Origin of the sequence: Pontibacter qinzhouensis (genome assembly GCF_008017455.1) — a bacterium.
Taxonomy (GTDB): domain Bacteria; phylum Bacteroidota; class Bacteroidia; order Cytophagales; family Hymenobacteraceae; genus Pontibacter; species Pontibacter qinzhouensis.
On the sequence record NZ_VRTY01000031.1, the window covers coordinates 1 to 16,403 of the forward strand.

Here is a 16,403-nt window from a genome sequence, read left to right on the forward strand (position 1 = left end):
TATGCCCTCCAGAGGAAGCTTTTTCTCCAGGTGCAGCGGGAATTCATTTATAACTATGCGTAACTCCTATCTTATTCTATGTAGCTGCGGCCAAACCGATATGCCCGAGACCAAATATACCAGCATGGGCAGAAAAGTCGAGATTGTGGAGCACGAGGGGCAGTTTACACTGTACCGAAACGGTGAGCCTTATTACATTAAAGGGGCCGCTGGTTATGAACATTACGATAGGGTACAGGCTTACGGTGGTAATTCTATAAGAGTATGGCATGCCGACAATGCGCAGCAAATACTGGACGAGGCGCATGCACTGGGCTTAACCGTTTCGTTGGGGCTATGGGTGGCCAGAGAGCGCGACGGCTTTAACTACTACGATAAAAAAGAAGTGATCAGGCAGGTGGAGTCGCTCAGAGAGGTGGTGCTAAAATTTAAAGACCACCCGGCACTGCTAATGTGGGGCGTAGGAAATGAGTTGTATGCCGAAAGCTCCAATGTTAAAGTGTGGGATGCTGTTAACCTGATTGCGGAGATGATTCATGAAGTAGACCCGAACCACCCCACCACCACAACTGTCATGAACGTTCCGCATAAAGTAATCGATTTAATAGTAGAAAAAGCCCCTGCTCTTGATGTACTCTCTATCAACTCTTTTGCCGCCATGCATAACCTGCACGAGGAGCTTTACAAAAGTAGCTGGAAAGGACCTTACATTGTGTCGGAGTTTGGACCACGTGGTTACTGGGAAGCCTTTACTACCGAATGGCTGGCACCGATAGAACAAACCAGTACCGAGAAGGCAGCTTATACCTTGCAACGCTACAAACGTGCCATCGAAGTGGATACCATTCGTTGCCTGGGCTCTTATGTATTTATGTGGGGCAACAAGCAGGAAACTACCCCAACCTGGTTCAGTATGATGTCGGAGCAGGGCGAGGAGACAGAATCGGTGCATCTGGTAAGGAAAATCTGGTCAGGGCAGGAGCCGGTGAACGCTGCCCCGTATATTGCCCCACTCATGCTCGATAACAAATATGCCGAAGACAACATTTACCTGGAGCCTGGCCAGCCGTATGTGGCTAAAGTAAATACATTCGACCATGATGGCGATTCGCTTCAACTGCACTGGGAAGTGCTGCCTGAGTCGGAGAAGAAAGACGGCAACAGCGATAAGCAGGTAAAGCCAACGCCACTGCCTGGATTGTTAAACCTGGCCGAAGCGCACAAGCCAACGCTTACTGCTCCCACAAAAGAAGGAGCTTACAGGCTGTTTGTTTACGTCTACGATGGCAAAGGAAACCTCGCCACAGCCAATGTACCTTTCTATGTCAGGAAGTAATCTGGAAGAAAATCTCTTCGTACCCTTGGTAAAAAAAAGGTCTTTTGGCTTCTGAAGGGCATTTTTATTTGAATAATTCCTGTTTAAAAACTAGTGAAAAGCTAAAAGGTAATGGCAGCCAGCTGCAATTAATATATTATCGCCAAGTGTTAGGTGCAGCCTCTCTATACAGCGCCTAAAATGTTAGGCGCTGTATAGAGAGGCCTCTGTTAGAGTAACAAACTAATATCAGCCGAATTAAAAATGTATAGTTTAATTAACCATTTCGGATAATTAACCCTGCATTAGCGAAGCTCTAAACAAACTTGAAGAAACAGCTATAGATAAACCTTTTAACTTCTGTTAGTTCAGAAAATTCTTCTTTAAAAATACTGCCTTCAGGAGCCACAGTATAACCAAATTAAGAATTTGGCAGTAAATGCTTCTACTTCAACTCGCAATTAATTTCAGTTTTAGTTGTAGCATCACATCAAAACACTTAACTGCAAGTGCTGAAGGATAAGTATGTATGGAACAGAAGCGAAATGGGAAAAAATAATAATAAAACGAAAAAACCTACTGAAAAGCAAATAGCTGCAGAGGCATTTTATAAAGAAGCCTTAGAAATATTAAATACCTCAGGGGTACCGTACCTGGTGGGTGGTGGATTTGCTCATAAAGAATATACCGGTATTTTCAGAGATACCAAAGACCTCGATATTTTCTGCAAGTCTGGCGACTATCCGCGCATTTTAAAAACGCTTGCCGAAAATGGCTACGAACTCGAAGTGACCGACGCACGCTGGCTGGCGAAAGTCAAGAAAGGGGAGCACTTCATCGACATCATCTTCAGTAATCCGGGAGGTTTATGTGCCGTAGACGATACCTGGTTTGAGCATGCGGTAAAAGGCGAGGTATGGGGTTTGCCCGTGCTGTACATGGCACCAGAAGAACTTATCTGGTGCAAAATTTATGTGCAGAACCGGGAGCGTTACGATGGCTCCGATATAAACCACGTAATGCTGCGGTACGGCGACAAAATTGACTGGAAACGGCTCTGGCTGCACCTGGAGCAGCATTGGCAACTACTGTTGGCGCAGTTCCTGAACTTCCAGTTCGTTTACCCCTCCGACAGAGATATTATTCCGCGCTGGCTGTTCGATGAGCTGCTGAAACGGGCGCAGGAGCAGTTCGATATGCCTACCTCGCTGGAGCGTGTTTGCCGCGGACCTTTAATTGATCAGACACAATACGCAACCGATAGCACCGAATGGGACTATAAGGTAGTAACCATGAGATCAGTTTAACACTATGGAGAAACAAAAAAAACAAGAAACCAAAACCCGGATCGCTGCCATTGGCGACATACATGTGCGTGAAACAGACGCTGGTAAATGGACCGACTTCTTTAAAGAGGTATCGTCGCAGGCTGATGTGCTACTGCTTTGCGGCGACCTGACCGACACAGGCCGGGAAGCCGAAGCAGAAATTCTGGCCAAAGAACTGAAAGCCTGTTCAATACCTGTAATTGGAGTGCTCGGCAACCACGACTACGATAAAGATGAACAGGAAGCTATCAGGAAAGCCCTTATCAGTGAAGATGTTCATATTCTGGATGGTTCGAGTGTGGTGATAGGCGATGTCGGTTTTGCCGGTGTAAAAGGTTTTGGAGGCGGTTTCGATAAAGGCATGCTCTCGATGTTCGGAGAACCCATGATGAAAGCCTTTGTGCAGGAGGCGGTAGACGAATCGCTGAAGCTGGATGGTGCCCTCGCCCGCCTCGATAGCGACTACAACGACCTGAAGAAAATTGTGCTGCTGCATTACGCGCCAATAAAAGCAACTGTTGTGGGCGAGCCGGAGCAGATCTTTCCTTTTTTAGGTTCGTCGCGTTTGGCAGAACCTCTGAACAGGCGAGGTGTTATTGCTGCCTTTCATGGGCATGCGCACATCGGCAGCCTGGAGAGCGAAACTTCTTATGGCGTTAAAGTTTTTAATGTTTCAAAACCAGTGCTGATACAGGAAGGTTATGATCCTTGTTTTTACCTGTTAGAAGTTTAAGGCCACCAGCCTTAGCTATAAGACTTCGTAAAACCTAACGTAGTTTGCAACGACACAACCACCTTTTACAGGACCTCAAATACAAGACATAAGACTGATATTTAATTATCCTGATGTCGAGCAAATTTGTAAAGTAGAGGCGCTGATTTTTGACGCTGATTATAGTTGGCGCAAATTATTCGAATGAAAAGGGCCTTCAGAAGCTTTCTTGTTTAAAAAGAGTCAAGGGTCAGTTAGCATTTGCCTTTACCTACAGCAGTTCCGGGCTGTACCTGACGAACAGGTGCCGCCCGGAATTTGTTTTTTTAGCCGCTACCAGCGTTCTTTATAAAAGGGTTTACCTGGCAGGTACAGGCTGAAGGGCAGGTACTGTGGCAGTTGCCTGCTTAAAATGTATTTGCTCTAAGTTGAAACTGGCATGTCGGTAGGTAGTATTGGTAAGTGGCTTTGGGTGGCGTTGCTCCTGGTTGCCTGCACACCGCAGCAGGAGCCAGAGGAGCAAGTCCGGGCGAAGCGGTACGACTTACAGGTGCCTGCCAACTTTCCGTTGCCGGAGTATTCTGCGTATAATCCACTTTCAGAAGAAGGTGTAGAGCTGGGTCGTATGTTGTTTTATGACAAGAGGTTATCGGGCAATAACCAGCTGTCCTGTGCCAGCTGCCACCACCAGGAGCTTGCTTTTACCGATGGGCATAGTTCAAGTAAACGCGGGGCAACCGGGGAGCAGTTGTTGCGGCACTCACCTGGGCTGGCCAACATGGCCTGGATGGAAGGCTTGTTTTGGGATGGCGGCTCCAAAAACCTGGAATCTCAAGCTTTTGGACCTATAACAGCTCCTGACGAAATGAACCAGAACCTGCAGGAACTGGTAAGCGAACTTCAGGCAGTGCCCGCCTATGTCGATAAATTCAGGGAGGTCTTTAACGACGATATTAAATCAGCTTACATTGGGAGGGCGCTGGCGCAGTTTCAACGAACCCTTGTCTCCGCCAACTCCCGCTACGACAAGTATATGCGGCAGGAGCCCGGTGGCCAGTTATCCGATCTGGAACTTCAGGGGCTACACGTGGTAGAGCAGAAGTGCGGCAGCTGCCACACAGCTCCCTTATTCACCGATAACCACTACCACAACAATGGACTCGATTCAGATTTCAGCCGCGACGATTTTGAAAGAATTTACCAGGGCCGCTTCCGCATTACGCACAACCCCGCTGATGTAGGTAAATTTAAAACACCTACGCTACGCAACATTCTGCTAACGGCACCTTATATGCACGACGGACGGTTCAAAACAATAGAGGAGGTGCTGGAGCATTACACGAAAGGTGTGCAGCAGTCGCCAACCTTAGATGCAGCTTTTAAGAACACAGCTACACGCGAAACGGGCCTAACGCTAACCCCTTCAGAAAAAAAAGCTATACTTGCCTTTCTGGAAACGCTGACGGATGATGAGTTTATTCAAGACAAAAAATTTGCTTCTCCCTTTGTTGATTAAAAAAGTTTGCCCAATTTTCTTATGTTTAAACAAGCATATATACCAGTTGCCAGGCTACAGCGTTACGTAAGGGAGGAGGAGAACACATGAATAAAAAATTACATAGCATTTATCTGAGTGTGCTGCTGGCTGCTCTTTTTTCCTGCTCTCCTGAGGCTAAGGAAGAACCAGAACCTACTACTCCCACACATCCCACTCCCTTTGAATTGGTGCGGCCCAGTATCTTTCCCAGAATTGAGAACATGCCCCCCGACAACCCGCTAACGGTAGAGGGCATTGAACTGGGGCGGCACCTATTTTACGAAAAACGGCTGAGCGGCAACAACACCATGTCGTGTGGCAGCTGCCATATGCAGGAAAAAGCCTTTACCGACGGAAAAGCACTGGCCATTGGTGAGCTTGGGCTGGCACACACCCGAAACACCATGTCAATTGCTAACCTTGCCTGGTTTAACCGCTTTAACTGGGACGGAAGCGCTTTTGTGCTGGAGGAGCAGGCAAGAGGGCCAATCGAGAACCATATAGAGATGAACCAGAACCTGGCAGAGGCAGTGCATGAACTCCAGGCCACTACGCGTTACCCCGGCATGTTCGAAAAGGCCTTTGGCTCCGCTACCATCACAGAACAGAATATATTAAAAGCACTGGCGCAGTTTCAGCGAACGCTGGTATCGGCCAATTCCCGCTACGACCAGCACATGATGGGTACTAAAAAGCTATCGGTGTTCGAAGAGGAGGGCATGGAACTGTTCATGACCCACCCGGAGCCAAGCATCAGCCTGCGCGGCGGTAACTGCGGCGATTGTCATGGCGGTACCCTCATCTCGCTCAAAACATTTCATAACAATGGCCTCGATGTTACTTTTGCTGATAAAGGCCTGGGCGCTGTAACGGGTAATCCGCGCCACGAAGGCATATTTAAAGCACCATCGTTACGGAACATTGCCTTAACCGCACCGTACATGCACGACGGCCGTTTTAAAACGCTGGAAGAAGTGCTGGACCATTACAACGACCACATGCGCTACGACAGCCCTGGTATTGATCCGCTCATAACAGAGGCATCGAACGAGGTAAACGGTAAAACGTTGCTGATTACAGAAGAGGAGAAACGGAAAATTATCGCTTTTCTGCATGCCCTCACCGATTCCAGTTTTATAACAAACCCTAATTTCTCCGATCCTTTTAAATAAGCTCAACGGCACTTTTAGCTGCACAATTAAATGCTGATTTCCTTTATTATGATGTAAAGCTGCTACTGTGCTCTGTAAATAAGATTCTGTTCACCTATTCAACCATGATTCACATGACCATTCCTTTTCGATTACTGTGTTTTGTCCTTTTCATAGCCCTTATTTCTGCGTGTAACGACAAAAAAGAAGAGCCGGAAGCAGCAGCCAGTGTACAGGTGAACTTTAGCCATGTGGTAGGCACCGAGCCGCTGCAGCTAGATGAAGTAGCCTATACCAGCCCTGCCGGCGACAGCTACCGGGTGAGCAATTTTAAGTACTACATCAGCAATGTGCAGCTGGTAGGAGCAGCAGGAGAGAAGGTTTATGTGGAGCCAGAAAGTTACCACCTGATGGCGCAAGGCGGCAAAGTTTCTTTCGAGTTAAAGGAAGTGCCTGTTGGAACGTATGAGAAACTGGTGCTAGCTATTGGCATTGACGAAGAGTTGAATCACCGCATCGATCACCAGGGAGACCTGGACCCCAGCAACGACATGGTGTGGGACTGGGACACCGGCTATAAATTTGTAAGCCTGGTAGGTACCTATACCGGCCAAACCAAGAGCGGAGGCCTGGTGTTTCATATCGGAGGCGACACCAATTACCGTACCCTGACTTTAGACTTGCCTCAGCCTCTCAACCTACAGCAGGACGGTACCAAGCAGCTGCAACTGCAAACCGATGTAAACCAGCTCTTTCAAGGGCCAAACCTGATCGATTTCGATACAATGAACTCCTCCGGACATGGCTCTTCTCCCAGCCTGATTGCTGCCAATTATGCACAGGGCTTTTTAAAAGTGGTGGCCGTGCAATAGCATTCTAATAGGCACTTTTATTAACTGATGTTACGCACATTTACTTAAGAGGTATGTCTAAGCTTTTTCCCAACTCTCTTAGCTGCTGCTTTTTCCGGTGCCCTTAAGCATTATTGTTTTATTAGTAGAGGTCTTAGCGCTCAACCCAAGAACTGGGATTTGTGCTATTAACTACTGTTACTGGGCCAGCCATAGTCTTTGGGTGTGCTACAAATGCAGTTGCTTTGTAAAGGGCAGTAGTGAGTAACATCAGTTATTAAACACAAAGCGAGGCTGACCAGATATGGCAGCCCCGGTTTGTGTTTAAGGTGGTAGCAACCAGGCTACTACACCTCTTCCATGTAAGAGTTGTATTCGGGGTGGCGTTTTACAAAAGCCTCTACCACAGGGCAAGACGGAATGAATTTGTAGTTTTTGCTTTTCACAAACTCCAGCCCCGATTTCACCAGCTCGTCTGCAATGCCCTGGCCGCGGTCCTTTTTTGGCACAAACGTATGATCAAAGTCTACAAGAGTATCTTCAGGGTAGGTGTAGGTAAGTTCTGCTTCTTCGCCATCTAAATCGGCATAAAACCGCAGGTCGTCTTCATCATGTATAACAGTCATGGTAATTGCTTTTAGAGTTGCTGTAGATGTACGGTTTCAGGTGGCAGGAGTTCTATCGAAGTAGCTGCCAGCGCTGCAACCCTTGGCCTCTAAAAGCCTTATTTGCCTTCTGAAGGCTGTTTTGATTTGAATAATTTAGTTCTTCAAGTAGGTCTGTCTGCCTGATCAGGAGCTTCAGGATGATGGTGCATTCAGCCGTTTATCTTCGTCGTGCCAGCGCAGGCGGTAGGCATTCATGGCGGTGGTGCCGAGTTTCTGCAGCAGGCGGTAATTCACCACGGCACCAATGGGGGCACCCACAATCGGAATCATCTGGGCCAGCTTCGGAATATCGATGTAGTCGCGGTATTCCTGCTGGAAGTTTCGCCAGTCGAATTGATGGATGTCGGAGGGGAGAAAATGCTTTTGTTCTTCCCAGTTCACCATTTTCAGGTACACGCCACGGCGTTGCTCCTGGCTGCTAAAGGCCAGCTGGAAAATGTAGAGCAAATAAATCCGTTCGCGGTAATCCTGCACATCGTAACCGTAATAGGTGGCAATATCGAACAGCATCTTTAGCTTCAGGCTCAGCAGCAACGGGAAATCGGCCAGCCCCAGCAAGATGCCGCCCACGCCGGTAACGCCACCCTCTGCAGCGGCGGCTTTCTTATAAAAATCAATCCGTTCCCGAATAACAGCCTCTTTCAGCTCCATGGTTATGTGCAGGAAAGGCTGTTGCGTGGTTTTTTCTGCACCGAAAAGCACTGCCCGAATCATTTGTTTTACAGCAGCAGTTACGGCCTGGTGTATTTTCTCCGGAATATAGCTGTTGAGCTTGTGCTGCACCTTCCGGGCCATTATACTCGCCAACGATGGCTCCTGCAGCATCTCGTGTTGCCAGCTTTGTAGCTCCTGCAACATCATTTCTTCATAGGGTGTCATGGGGTTCGAGAATTTAAGGTACTGCTCCTGCCTTTGCCATGGAAGCCTTCAAAAAAACAATATAAAACTTCCGCTGCCTCTATGGCTACCAGCTCATGAAAGAATCGTTTAGAGGTGAAGCGCTGAAATCAGAACTGTTTATTTACCTTTTTAGAAAAGATAACTGTACCTCAGCTTCAACATAACACTTAAACCATGTAGCAATCCATCCAACTAACAACCAGCAACCACCGATTATTCTAATGAAAATGACCTTCAGAAGCAAATTCTGCCCAAAATTGTCAAGGGGCTGCCTATAGGTTAAGTTTAAACCTCCTGAGCATAGCAGCCCGGCCTATAACTGGCGGGGCTGCTATGCTCAGGAGGTTTAAAAGTTTCATTTCAGCATCTCGTCTATGGTGCCAGTCGAAACGGCGTGGTAGTTAGGTCGTGCTTTGGCGTAAATGGCCTGGGCTTTTTTCTTGCCTTGCGGTGTTTTCAGAAGTTCTTTGTAGAGCGGTACCAAAAACTTGCGGCGACCTACTGTCGTCAGGAAGTTATCCAGGGCCTGATCGGCGGCGGTGTAGTTATTCCGGATGGCATGCAAAAACCAGGCGGCCAGTACTTCGGAGTTACCGGAGTTGGTAAAACCAAACGCCTTGTCTAGTTCTGTCAGTTGCTGCTGCGTTAATTTTTCCGGCATCATTCTGATAAAGTGCAGCCACTCATGGCTCGACCAGTCTTTGGTGGTTAAGGCAGTAGCAGGAGTGCCGCCTTCCCAGGACTTATACGTCTGCTCTACTTGTGCAAAGCGCGCAGAGGAGGGTACTACATGCTCCTCCGGCAGACCAGGCGAGTAAACCCAGCCATCTATGTTAATTTTTCCAGCAATCTGCTCATCGCCTTTTATAAGTTCTGTGCGCAGAAACTCCAGGAAACGATCTGTGTTGGTGCTCTTAAAGGCGAAGGTCTGAAAGTATTTGTTCAGGAACTGATCGAACCGCTCGCGGCCAACCGTTTTCTCGATGTTGAGCAGAAAAGCATTTCCTTTTTCGTAGGCTATTTCAGTTAAACCATCGTCCGGGTCACGGCCTTCCAGGTCCAGCTTCAGGCGGGTATCGTCCTTCTTCTCCATATCATCGAGGGTGTGCTGCAAGTCCTGAAAGCCGAGTACCTGTAGCATGTCAGCGTATTCCTTTCCGTAGAGCTCCTCCATAATGCGGCGCTCAAAATAAACAGTAAAGCCTTCGTTCAGCCAGAAATCGTTCCAGGTGCCGTTGGTTACCAGGTTCCCGCTCCAGCTGTGGGCAAGTTCATGGGCAATCAGGCTGGTTAGGGAGCGGTCTTTCGCTAAAACAGTAGGAGTCACAAACGTTAAGCGCGGGTTCTCCATGCCACCAAACGGGAAAGAAGGCGGCAGCACCAGCAGGTCGTAACGGTCCCAGCGGTAGCGGCCATACAAACTCTCTGCTGCAGTCAGCATCTGGTCCATTTCGGCAAACTCGTAGGCTGCCGCTTTAATGGTGGCAGGTTCGGCATAAATACCTGTTTTTTCGCCGATTGGCTCAAATACCAGATCGCCCACAGAAAGAGCCATTAGGTAAGACGGAATCGGCTGGCGCATAAAAAACTTGTATTCGCCGGTGTTGTTCTTTTCCTGCGGATTTTCGGCACTCATAACGGCCAGCAGCTCTTTGGGCACTTTAATAGTGGCGCTGTAAGTAATCCGGATGCCGGGGCTGTCCTGAATCGGGATCCAGGTGCGGGCCAGTATGGCTTGCGATTGCGTGAAGAGGAAAGGGTGCTTTTTACCGGCGGTCTGCTGTGGGGTCAGCCATTGTAAGGCAGCAGCTTCTGGCGTAGTGCGGTATTGTATTGTAACCGATTTTGTTTCAGGCCGGATGTCGATGAGCAGGGGCTGGCCCAGAAACTTTTCTTCCTTGCCTAGCCTAAAGTTAGTTTCGGTGAGACTGTCGCCCAGAAACACCTTTTCAATTTGCAGTCCTTTAGCATCGAATACAATCTGATCCGTCTGCGTCAGGTTCTCTATCTGGTAAGTGGCACGCCCGGAGATAATCTTCTGATCAAAGTTAACGGCAATATCAAGGTCCAGGTGTTTTGCTACGGCCTCGGTTGGGCGGGCAAAGCTATGCACATCGATAGATTCTCTCCCGATTTCGTTCTCAGTTTTCATAGTCTGATTCTCTTTTGAAGACTTGCTGTTGCAGGAAGCCAGTTGTAAGGCTCCGGCAAGGCTCAATCCAATGAATAAGGTGTGATAAGTTTTCATGTACGAAAAGTAGTTCCGGTGGTAAGTTAGGTTTTTTATGCCTATCGGGGCAACTACAGCTCTGGAGGAAATGTGCAGGAAAGGTAGCGGTGCGTTTAGATGTATTCCAGTAGAACTTTAAAAGTGATTTTGCAAAATGGTTACTTATAGATTATTGTGAGTAAATATAAGGTGAGGTAGTAGCATTGTACCCGATTGACTAACCCTTGAGGTCTTTTGATCAAAAGCGCTTTGGAAGGGCCATTTCATTAGAAAAATTGCTAAAGCCCTGGCAAAGTTTGTAGCTCCGGTAATTCAGGCTAACCATACAGTATGTAATTTTTAGAAAAGGGAGCGCCCAAGACCTTGCAGCATGCGCAGCTATTGCAAGCGTCTGAGGGAAAGGTAGCAGCAGCTCTCCCCAACGCCAAGCCCAGGAGCTGCAAGAGCTACCTTCGGAAGAATGATGAAGTAGCGACCACATCTGATAATTAATTAGTGCTTTAATTATGTAAAATAGAAGAGGTGGAAATTATCTGTTGAACCAGCTTCTCCTGAATCATAACAGAGGATAGGGCTGCCATAACATTTTTACTTAGAATGAAGTACAATGAACATTAATTCCCTTCCAGCCCTTTGGCAAATGATCTCCTGATGACAGTACATCGGGCTATTTTCTACTGCTTTTAGAAGGTTAAACCCTAAGGAGGAGCCCGGGAGGGAATACTACAAAACTTAAAGAAACAAATGAACCCAGCTTACTTAATCACCCGAATAACCTATGCCTTAGGAGCGGCTTGCCTGCTGCTTGCCTTTGGTTGTAACACTGGCTCCCGAGACGGGCAGGCAGGCAGCGCAGATAAAGACCAGATTCACACCGATAGTGTGTATGTTTTAAACTTTATGAATCAGAAACCTGTCCTGAAAGAGCATGCAGACCTGATGTTCCTGTTTTATGGCGAGCGCGACTACCGCCTGGCCTGGTTCCGCGACGACAAGTTAGTACCCGAAACAGAGAAATTTCTGGAGACCATCAATCAATCGAGTAAAGAAGGCCTGGACCCGGCCAACTATAAGCTCGTGGATCTGAGTGGTATGATCAGCAGGTTCAACGAAATGAAAAGCAAGGATACCGCGCGCGTGGAGCTGCAAAAGCAGATCGACCTGGCCTTATCGGCTACTTATTTTAAATACGCCTCCGACTTCTACACCGGCCGCCTCGACCCGGCCGGTGAAACGAAGCTGGACTGGAACGTGAAGCAGAACAATATAAAGCTCCATAAGGTCCTCCAGACGATTTTAAAGGAGCGGGAGAGTACTTACCCTTATTATGAGTTCGAAGCGCTACACGATGGCTATGTGCAGCTGCGCAACGTGCTGCAGAAGTATAGAGCACTGCAACAGCAGGGCGGTTGGCAGAAGGTGGAGCTTGGCAACCTGAAATCAATTAAGAGAGGCGATACGGCGCAGGCAGTGCTTTCGCTCCGGAAACGGCTAAACCCGGAAATGACCGCCAATGCAAACGACCCGAACCAGCGGCTCTACGATGAGAAGCTCGAGCAGCAGGTAAAAACATTTCAGCAGCTACATGGCCTGGAGCCGGACGGTGTAGTAGGCGGCAAAACCCTTGAGACGCTAAATGTGCCTGTAGAGAGCCGTATAGATCAGATTATGGTAAACATGGAGCGCTGGCGCTGGATACCCAAAAGACTTGTACCTAAAAGCATGGACCAGAAATTTATCTGGGTGAACATTCCGGAATATAAGTTGTACATCTACGAAGACCCGGATAATGACCCGGAGGCGGAGCGCAAGTACAAGAAAACGATGGAGATGCGCGTAATTGTAGGAAAGACCATGCACTCAACTCCGATTTTCAGTGATAAGCTGGAGTACGTGGTGGTGGCGCCGTACTGGAATGTGCCTAACAGCATTGTAGCCAACGAAATAAAACCTGCCATGCTGCGTAACCAAGGCTACCTGGAGGCGCAGAACATGGAGATTGTGACAAAGGAAAAAGATCCTAAGCTAATTGAAGCGTCGTCTATTGATTGGGAAAACGTGACGGAGAAAGATTTCCCGTATATGGTACGGCAGAAGCCGGGGCCGCGAAATGCCTTAGGCACCATTAAGTTCCTGTTTCCGAACGAATATGCAGTTTATTTGCACGATACACCAACCGGACAGCTGTTTAACCAGACATCGCGGGGCTTTAGCCACGGGTGCGTTCGGGTAGAAAAACCGATGAACCTGGCCACCTACCTGCTGCAGGATATGCCAGAGTGGAATGAGAGCAAAATTCAGGAAACCATCGAAAATGGAGAGGAAACCTGGGTTACGCTTCCTAAAAAGGTACAGGTATACCTGGTGTACTTCACCAGCTGGGTCGACGAGAATGGTAATGTGCACTTCAGAGAGGACATTTACGGGCATGACAAAAAACTGGAGAATGAGTTATTCAGCTAAGGCGAAAGGTAGTGCCATGTTCTCATTTGTGGCTGCCGGTGTAGCTTTGGCGCTTACTGCTTGTTCTTCTGGCTCCGGAGAGGAAAAGAATAGCCTGGAATCGGCTGCCCTCAACAATGACACAGCCCGAACAGAAGAGGTTGGTAACAAAAAAGCCATGCAGCCAGTGGTAGAAGTTACCATCAGGACGGTAGGCGATGAAAAGACAGGTAAGCACTACGACACCGATACCATAGAAGCAAAAGCAGGAGAGCTGTTAAAGATTTCGCTTGTAAACGAAGGTTCAGAGCAATCCATGATTCATAATATCGTTTTTACCAGGGCCGGAAAATCTACAGAAGTAGCCTTAGCAGGTGCAAAAGTAGGTGCACCTGGCAACTATGTTCCTGATGATACACTGCGGGTATTAGCAGCATCTCCTCTGGCTTTACCCGGGCAAACCGTAGTGCTGGAATTTCAAGTGCCCAAGGAGCCGGGACAGTACGACTATGTCTGCACTTATCCGGAGCATTACAAATTTATGAAGGGGGTGCTGCTTGTAAAATAAGCTTTCTCTTTGAGCAATAAGTCATCTTAAGAGGCATGTAACGTTTGTTATATGCCTCTTTTTTTTGTTTCGCGGACTCACGCTATTCTTAAAAACTCTCCCAAATTCATTCTTTCCTATAGCCAGCATCTTCCTAGCCAGTTAAAGTTGCCAGCTGACAGAGCTTGCCTTTCAGGGAGTTACTGTGTGCTGCAGGGAGCAAAATTTTCCTCTTATCTATTTTGTGATATTAGAATAATCTTATTTTCTAGTTAACTGGCAAAATATGTCATAGTACTACTGCTTTTTCTGTGGAAGATGTATGCAGGAGCCCCTATATTATGATTGTTATATCTACTTCAGCTACACCTGTACCGCTTTAAAACCATGATTTTGAAGGATATGTGGATAACTCGACTTATCCACATTCGCATCTTTGCTTTATGTCATTATGGCAGAGAACAGAATAAAGCCTGCTTTAACAACCGATTTGTAGCTTGTAAAGCATGCAAAAAAGGGTCTTTCATGTACCCATTTATAAACCTTAGATATATAACCTGCAACTGTTTACAATTGTATTTACATTTGTAAACAGTTGCAGGTGCGTTTAATTTCGCTGGTAATTAACTCATTCATAAACTGATTTATACGAACATAAATTAAACTTCTTGTTTAGTTTACCTTTTACTATAATGGATTTGTAAATTAGTTCAAATGTAAATACCTTGGGCCATGTGTTACATTTCTACTTACACTACCAGGCCGTTATGATAGACAGAATTAAAGAACTAATGGAGGCTAAAGGTTTGACTTCTACACAGCTGGCAGATGGCGTGGATGTGCCTCGGGCAGTAGTAAGTCATATACTAAGCGGTCGGAATAAGCCTAGTCTTGATGTGATGGTGAAAATCTTATCTGTGCACCGGGATGTGAATACGGAGTGGCTATTATTAGGTGAAGGCAGCATGTATGCTAAAAATTTTAGCAGCCAAATAACATCATCTAACTCCGAAAAAGCAGCTGCGGAGGCCGAAAATCTAATCGACACTATTCCAAGAGCTTCTCCTTCTCTTGAAAATATACCATCTGGGAAAGTGGTGCCTAACGTTCAACCTGCTGCAGCACAAGCTTCTAAAACATTAGAGCGAATCGTATACTTCTACAGCGACAAAACTTTCGAAGCTTATATGCCAGGGTAAAGGCTGCAGGAAGTTCTGAAGCTTTTAAACTTTGTATAGTGCCGCTGGATGTGGAAGCGTGATTCGGTGCAGGTAGTTTCCTGGTTTCTGTAACCTGAACCTTTACGTTTCAGATTGTCATCACTTATTGCGCTACTGGAAATTATTCTAATTAAAATGGTCTTCCAAAGGAATTTAGCTTCGTTATATTCAAGGGTTAGGTTAATAACTGATATTACGAACATTTATCAGGAAGTCTCTTTTAAGTTGGTTCTAATGCATTTGGTAATAGTTTCTTCCGGTGCCTTAGGCTTTACTGTTGCATTGTAGAAGTCTTAGCGCTCACGGCTGGGGAAGGAGCCCTATATTAGCGGGCCTCGTTCTTAGGCATCGCGCTGCTGCATTTTCCTGTCAGGGGTGCAGGGCCCCTTTTAGGCTCGCTCTCGCTCAGGCTGCCTGCGGCACCGGAAACCTGCAAAGGCGCTCAACCCAAGAACTGGGATTTGCACTACAAGCCTCAGCTACACCGCCAGCAAAATAATTTGTTGGATTCGGAAAATAAAATTTAATTGTATATCGCTAGTGCGTAACATCGGTTAATTAATTGCAAGTACAAAAGATAATAGCCTAACCACTGCCTTACACCTCTAATTTCCTTCGAAATTAAAACCAAGGACATTGCTGCAACGCCAGATATACCAGGTCATTTTTGAGGTAGAGACTCCGGGAGGCAGGGTAATTCGATGTGCTGTTGCTGGTCCTGCTTAGCGTGCTGGTGGTAACGCTGGAGAGTGTGGTGGCCTTGCACCGCGACTATTAAAATTACTTCAGGGTGCTGGAGTGGTTTTTTGCAATCATTTTTACCGTAGAGTACCTCCTTCGAATTTATTCTTCTCCCAAGTCCTTTCAGTATATATTTTTTCCTTTTGGAGTTGTCGACTTTTTGGCCCTTGTGCCTACTTAGCTGAGCTTATTTATTGTTGGCTTCCAGTATTTTGCAGTAGTAAGGGTGTTGCGGCTATTATGTGCCGCCTGCATAGTAAAGCTAGTGCTTCATTAACGAGGTTATCTAAACAGGCTTAAACAGCAGCTGCCAGTTCTTCTTTAAAGCTGTCGGTTACCTGGCTCATTACAGCCACGATCAGTTCCAGGTTGCTACCCATCAGGTGCAGGTTGGTTTGTTCTTTTGCGTCCTGCTCCACCTGCCTGATGATTGTTTTCAGCGATTCTATACGCAGGGCATCGATGGTGGCTTTAAGCTTATGTGCCGAGGCACTTACTGTCGACCAGTCAGCTGTATCGAAACTACTCTGTATTTCTTGCAGAGTCTGCGGCACCGTGTCCACAAACAGTTGCTTCGTTCTTCTCAGAAATGCTTCGTTGCCGCGCGACATTTTATGAATCATGGTCAGGTCGTAAAGCGGCTGAGGGAGAGTGGCTAAAGTCGAAGGCGCAGTCATAAACGTAAACGATTGATGTTGTAAGGCGAGGCTGTAAAATACTTGTTAAACTATTGGTTATGTTTTTGATTATAAAATTTTGAA

Annotated in this window: 13 protein-coding genes; 9 read left to right on the forward strand and 4 right to left on the reverse strand. The window is 46.9% G+C overall.

Going from position 1 to position 16,403, the window contains the following annotated elements; genetic code table 11:
• From FVR03_RS09940 to FVR03_RS09965, 6 genes are all read left to right on the forward strand, one after another.
• Window positions 1–1,336 (forward strand): glycoside hydrolase family 2 TIM barrel-domain containing protein (locus FVR03_RS09940; protein WP_255474154.1); only part of this gene is annotated, 1,336 nt, incomplete at its 5' end.
• Window positions 1,337–1,860: 524 nt separating this feature from the next.
• Window positions 1,861–2,622 (forward strand): nucleotidyltransferase, encoded by a 762-nt coding sequence (locus FVR03_RS09945; RefSeq protein ID WP_147921598.1) that lies wholly within the window; start codon window positions 1,861–1,863, stop codon window positions 2,620–2,622.
• Between the two features lie 4 nt (window positions 2,623–2,626).
• Entirely contained in the window at window positions 2,627–3,376 is a 750-nt protein-coding gene (locus FVR03_RS09950; RefSeq protein WP_147921599.1) for a metallophosphoesterase family protein, read from the forward strand.
• Window positions 3,377–3,794: 418 nt separating this feature from the next.
• Complete coding sequence (locus FVR03_RS09955; protein WP_147921600.1) at window positions 3,795–4,871, forward strand: cytochrome-c peroxidase; 1,077 nt, start codon at window positions 3,795–3,797, stop codon at window positions 4,869–4,871.
• An 86-nt stretch (window positions 4,872–4,957) separates the two neighbouring features.
• On the forward strand, window positions 4,958–6,064 hold the full coding sequence (locus FVR03_RS09960) for a cytochrome-c peroxidase (RefSeq protein ID WP_147921601.1): 1,107 nt from the start codon (window positions 4,958–4,960) through the stop codon (window positions 6,062–6,064).
• A 113-nt stretch (window positions 6,065–6,177) separates the two neighbouring features.
• Window positions 6,178–6,915 carry an MbnP family protein gene (locus FVR03_RS09965; RefSeq protein ID WP_147921602.1) on the forward strand — a complete coding sequence of 246 codons (738 nt, stop codon included), beginning with the start codon at window positions 6,178–6,180 and terminating at the stop codon, window positions 6,913–6,915.
• Between the two features lie 326 nt (window positions 6,916–7,241).
• Here FVR03_RS09965 and FVR03_RS09970 read toward each other — a convergent pair whose 3' ends face one another.
• The 3 genes from FVR03_RS09970 to FVR03_RS09980 form a co-directional block, all read right to left on the reverse strand.
• Window positions 7,242–7,520 carry a GNAT family N-acetyltransferase gene (locus FVR03_RS09970; protein ID WP_147921603.1) on the reverse strand — a complete coding sequence of 93 codons (279 nt, stop codon included), beginning with the start codon at window positions 7,518–7,520 and terminating at the stop codon, window positions 7,242–7,244.
• Window positions 7,521–7,694: 174 nt separating this feature from the next.
• On the reverse strand, window positions 7,695–8,441 hold the full coding sequence (locus FVR03_RS09975; RefSeq protein ID WP_147921604.1) for an EcsC family protein: 747 nt from the start codon (window positions 8,439–8,441) through the stop codon (window positions 7,695–7,697).
• A gap of 376 nt (window positions 8,442–8,817) precedes the next feature.
• A complete protein-coding gene (locus FVR03_RS09980; RefSeq protein ID WP_255474155.1) occupies window positions 8,818–10,614 on the reverse strand; it encodes a M1 family metallopeptidase in 1,797 nt (598 codons plus the stop codon).
• Window positions 10,615–11,436: 822 nt separating this feature from the next.
• On the opposite strand from FVR03_RS09980, the gene FVR03_RS09985 reads away from it, so the two are divergent.
• The 3 genes from FVR03_RS09985 to FVR03_RS09995 all read left to right on the forward strand — a co-directional run bounded on the left by FVR03_RS09985 (window position 11,437) and on the right by FVR03_RS09995 (window position 14,880).
• A complete protein-coding gene (locus FVR03_RS09985; RefSeq protein ID WP_147921606.1) occupies window positions 11,437–13,155 on the forward strand; it encodes a L,D-transpeptidase family protein in 1,719 nt (572 codons plus the stop codon).
• Window positions 13,139–13,702, forward strand: a complete 564-nt coding sequence (locus FVR03_RS09990; RefSeq protein WP_187270107.1) for a plastocyanin/azurin family copper-binding protein — start codon at window positions 13,139–13,141, stop codon at window positions 13,700–13,702. Before FVR03_RS09985 ends, FVR03_RS09990 begins: the two co-directional genes overlap by 17 nt.
• Window positions 13,703–14,448: 746 nt before the next feature.
• On the forward strand, window positions 14,449–14,880 hold the full coding sequence (locus FVR03_RS09995) for a helix-turn-helix domain-containing protein (RefSeq protein ID WP_147921608.1): 432 nt from the start codon (window positions 14,449–14,451) through the stop codon (window positions 14,878–14,880).
• Between the two features lie 1,058 nt (window positions 14,881–15,938).
• Here the strand turns inward: FVR03_RS09995 and FVR03_RS10000 are convergent.
• On the reverse strand, window positions 15,939–16,319 hold the full coding sequence (locus tag FVR03_RS10000; protein ID WP_147921609.1) for an Hpt domain-containing protein: 381 nt from the start codon (window positions 16,317–16,319) through the stop codon (window positions 15,939–15,941).
• Between the last annotated feature and the right edge of the window lie 84 nt (window positions 16,320–16,403).